Source organism: Oleiphilus sp. HI0132 (assembly GCF_001635845.1).
The window spans coordinates 1-3,005 of the sequence record NZ_LWGJ01001255.1 but is presented as its reverse complement, the minus strand read 5'-3'; the positions used below and the strand labels follow the sequence as shown (position 1 = coordinate 3,005).

The window sequence follows — 3,005 nt, the reverse complement described above, 5'->3', positions numbered from 1 at the left end:
GAAACGGACTATGAATTTATCAAATGCGATTATTAAAATCGACAAACTACGCTTACGAACATTTATCGGCTTTAATGAAGAAGAAAAAATTAAACAACAAGATATCGTCGTGAATGTCGAACTACATTATTCTGCCAATAAAGCCGCGCAATCAGATCAGGTGAAAGACGCGCTGGACTATAAGATCATTACCAAGCGAATCATTCAACTTGTTGAAGAAGGCAGATTCTTATTACTCGAGCGACTTGTAAAAGAAATTTTGCAAATTTGCACCACGAGTCCCCACACCACCTTCGCCAAAGTAAACGTTGAGAAACCACACGCGCTCCGGTTTGCTGATTCAGTATCACTGACAATGCAGGCCTCAATCCTACCTGAAACTTTGGAGAACTATGCCCATGCTTAGCCCTGAAGCCCAATTAGTTAAAAGCACCTTAGTTGAAATGGGACTTGAAACGCCTCTTGTTCAGACGCCATACACTGACGAACAAAAATATCAGCGAATTAAGGGTTTATTAGCCGAGGTCGTGGCAACTTTGGGGCTAGACCTTCAAGACGATAGCCTGGCTGAAACTCCACACAGAATCGCAAAAATGTACTTGGAGGAGATATTCTCTGGCCTGGACTATCAGAACTTTCCCAAAATAGCGGTTATCGAAAACAAAATGAATGTCGATGAAATGGTTAAAGTCAGTCGCATTAACCTGATAAGTACTTGCGAACACCACTTCGTCACGATCGATGGTTTAGCTAAAGTCGCGTATATTCCCGCAGAAAAAATCATCGGCTTATCCAAGATAAATCGTATCGTAAAGTTTTTTTCACAGCGCCCTCAAGTTCAGGAACGATTAACAAAGCAAATTTTAGTTGCGCTGCAAGTCTTACTCAATACCGACAACGTCGCAGTATCAATTAACGCAACACATTATTGCGTTAAATCCCGAGGTATTATGGATGCAAACTCTGAAACATCAACGACAGCCTTAGGAGGTTCCTTTAAAACCAACCCACAGACACGCGCTGAGTTTCTACAAGAGGCCCATCAATAATTGATTGCTACACAATCAATGGCGGGGACAAACACCATCGCTGTTTATCCCCAGAGCTATCGGCGTGATAGCAAGCAGCGCTGCGCCTAAACAGGCACAGCCAAACCAATCCTATCGCGCAAGCCAAAGCGATTAAGTAGCTTGTAGCTTTTCCAACCCAGCACACTAACCGATGTCATCACTCCTGCCATCATCGCGCCACCAATGCCACAGCTAAGCACATCCTGGCCAGTTAGATACAAGCCGGGAATTCGCGTCTCAGGTCGCAGCCAGTCTTGCTCAAAACGAGAAGGGTCATGATTAAGTCCATAGAGCTCACATTTTTTGTAGGCGCAGAAGAAGTTTGTCGACAAGGGCGTACTGGTTTCGTGATAGTCGATTTTACCTTCTAAGTGAGGCATTTTTTCATAGAGTGCTTTCAGCATACGCTCGGTAAACATGTCTTTGAGTGCTTCGTAGTCCGTGCCTCGTTTCCCCCATGGCTGGTCTTCCCACTTTTCAAACCATTCATAAGGACAAGGCGCAACGATTTCTATCGTCGACTTGCTAGGGTTCTTTCGCTGCCATTCAGGGTCTTTTGCAGACGGAAATGAAATATACACCGCAGGCAAAGGCTTATCTTTGTCATTCTCAAACGCATCCAAAGCACTATCGGCGTCATAATCAGGAAAGATCCAGAAGTTCGTCTTGGGTAGCTTCAATTCTTCAGTGCTGCCCTTCAAACCAATATACATTCCCAAGTGCGCTTTTGATGATTCAACTTCTTGCAGCTTTTTATCATAAGAGAACTTTTTGCTCAGCGCCTGCGGAACCAGGTCTTGAAAGGTATTCATTACGCCTGCAGCACTAATAACCTTATCTGCGTGAATGATATGACCATCAGACATCTCGACACCCAACGCGACGCCCTTTTCAACGACTATTTTTTCGACGCTTGCATAAGTAAGCAAGTCACCACCTGACTGTTGGATAACAGGAATAATCGTATCGGCTATTTTCCAGGCACCACCTTCTGGGTAGTAAGCACCCGATAAGTAATGTCGAGCGATCAGTGCATGAATTAAAAAGCTCGACTGCTTAGGAGGTAAACCACAATCGCCCCACTGCCCTGTTAAGACGCCAATTAACTTTTCATTTGAGGTCAGTCCACTTAAGACTTCATAAGTCGTCTTGTTGAAGTAGTCAGGCAGGCCGAAACGCTTGAGCAGCTTATAGGGCCGAGAAAGTAAGGTTGGCATCAACTTATCCATAACCTTAAGGGGCATGCACCGCGTAATGGCATCTAGCATTTTCAGATAGGAATCAATCGCTAGCTCTTCTTCGGGAAAGTGTTTTAACAAGTCTTGTTTGAAACAATCTCTACCCGCGCGCAAATTGTAAACATCCTCGCCAAAGTGGAAGCGATCGTAATTGCTATTTAGTGGCGCCCATTTCAATTCACCGTCAGTGATAAAGTCGAAAATTCTGCGCATTTGTGATTTAGGGTTGCCCATCTCACCGATATAGTGAACACCTACATCCCATTCGTAGCCATTGCGCGAGTAGCTGTGAGTGTATCCTCCAGCGGTGTAGTGTTGCTCTAATACCAAGACCTTTAACCCAGCCTTAGACAGCATAGCTGCGCTGGTCATACCGCCAATACCCGAGCCAATGACAACGGCATCATAATGACCGTCGACACGCGATGAGCGATAGCGTTTGCCCACTCTTAGCGTACTGGGTTTGAGTGTTTTCTTATTCGTGAGAGGCTGAACGGATTCCTTAGTCATAAGAGCAATTCCTACATGGATAATTAATGGTTAAATCACATAATCCAATTATTACGATTTATTTTAAGTATTGAATCATCACATACAGCAAAAAACTTACATCGTAAAGATTATAGGTAGTTGGCTCAGGAAGATAGTGTCAGTATCAAAATAGTTTTTGTGTGCTCCCGACACCTTAAGTGGGCTA

The 3,005-nt window shown here is 44.2% G+C and carries 3 protein-coding genes; 2 read left to right on the top strand and 1 reads right to left on the bottom strand.

Annotation, left to right across the window (positions count from 1 at the left end; translation table 11 throughout):
- Both folX and folE read left to right on the top strand, forming a co-directional pair.
- The coding region (gene folX, locus A3766_RS18850; protein WP_369808639.1) for a dihydroneopterin triphosphate 2'-epimerase at positions 1-406 on the top strand (406 nt) is incomplete at its 5' end.
- Positions 399-1,049, top strand: a complete 651-nt coding sequence (folE, locus tag A3766_RS18845) for a GTP cyclohydrolase I FolE (RefSeq protein WP_068515433.1) — start codon at positions 399-401, stop codon at positions 1,047-1,049. The genes folX and folE, both read left to right, overlap by 8 nt.
- Before the next feature lie 86 nt (positions 1,050-1,135).
- On the opposite strand, the gene A3766_RS18840 is transcribed toward folE, so the two are convergent.
- The gene (locus A3766_RS18840; protein ID WP_068515429.1) at positions 1,136-2,818 is read right to left on the bottom strand and encodes an NAD(P)/FAD-dependent oxidoreductase; all 1,683 of its coding nucleotides are present in this window, start codon (positions 2,816-2,818) and stop codon (positions 1,136-1,138) included.
- Between the last annotated feature and the right edge of the window lie 187 nt (positions 2,819-3,005).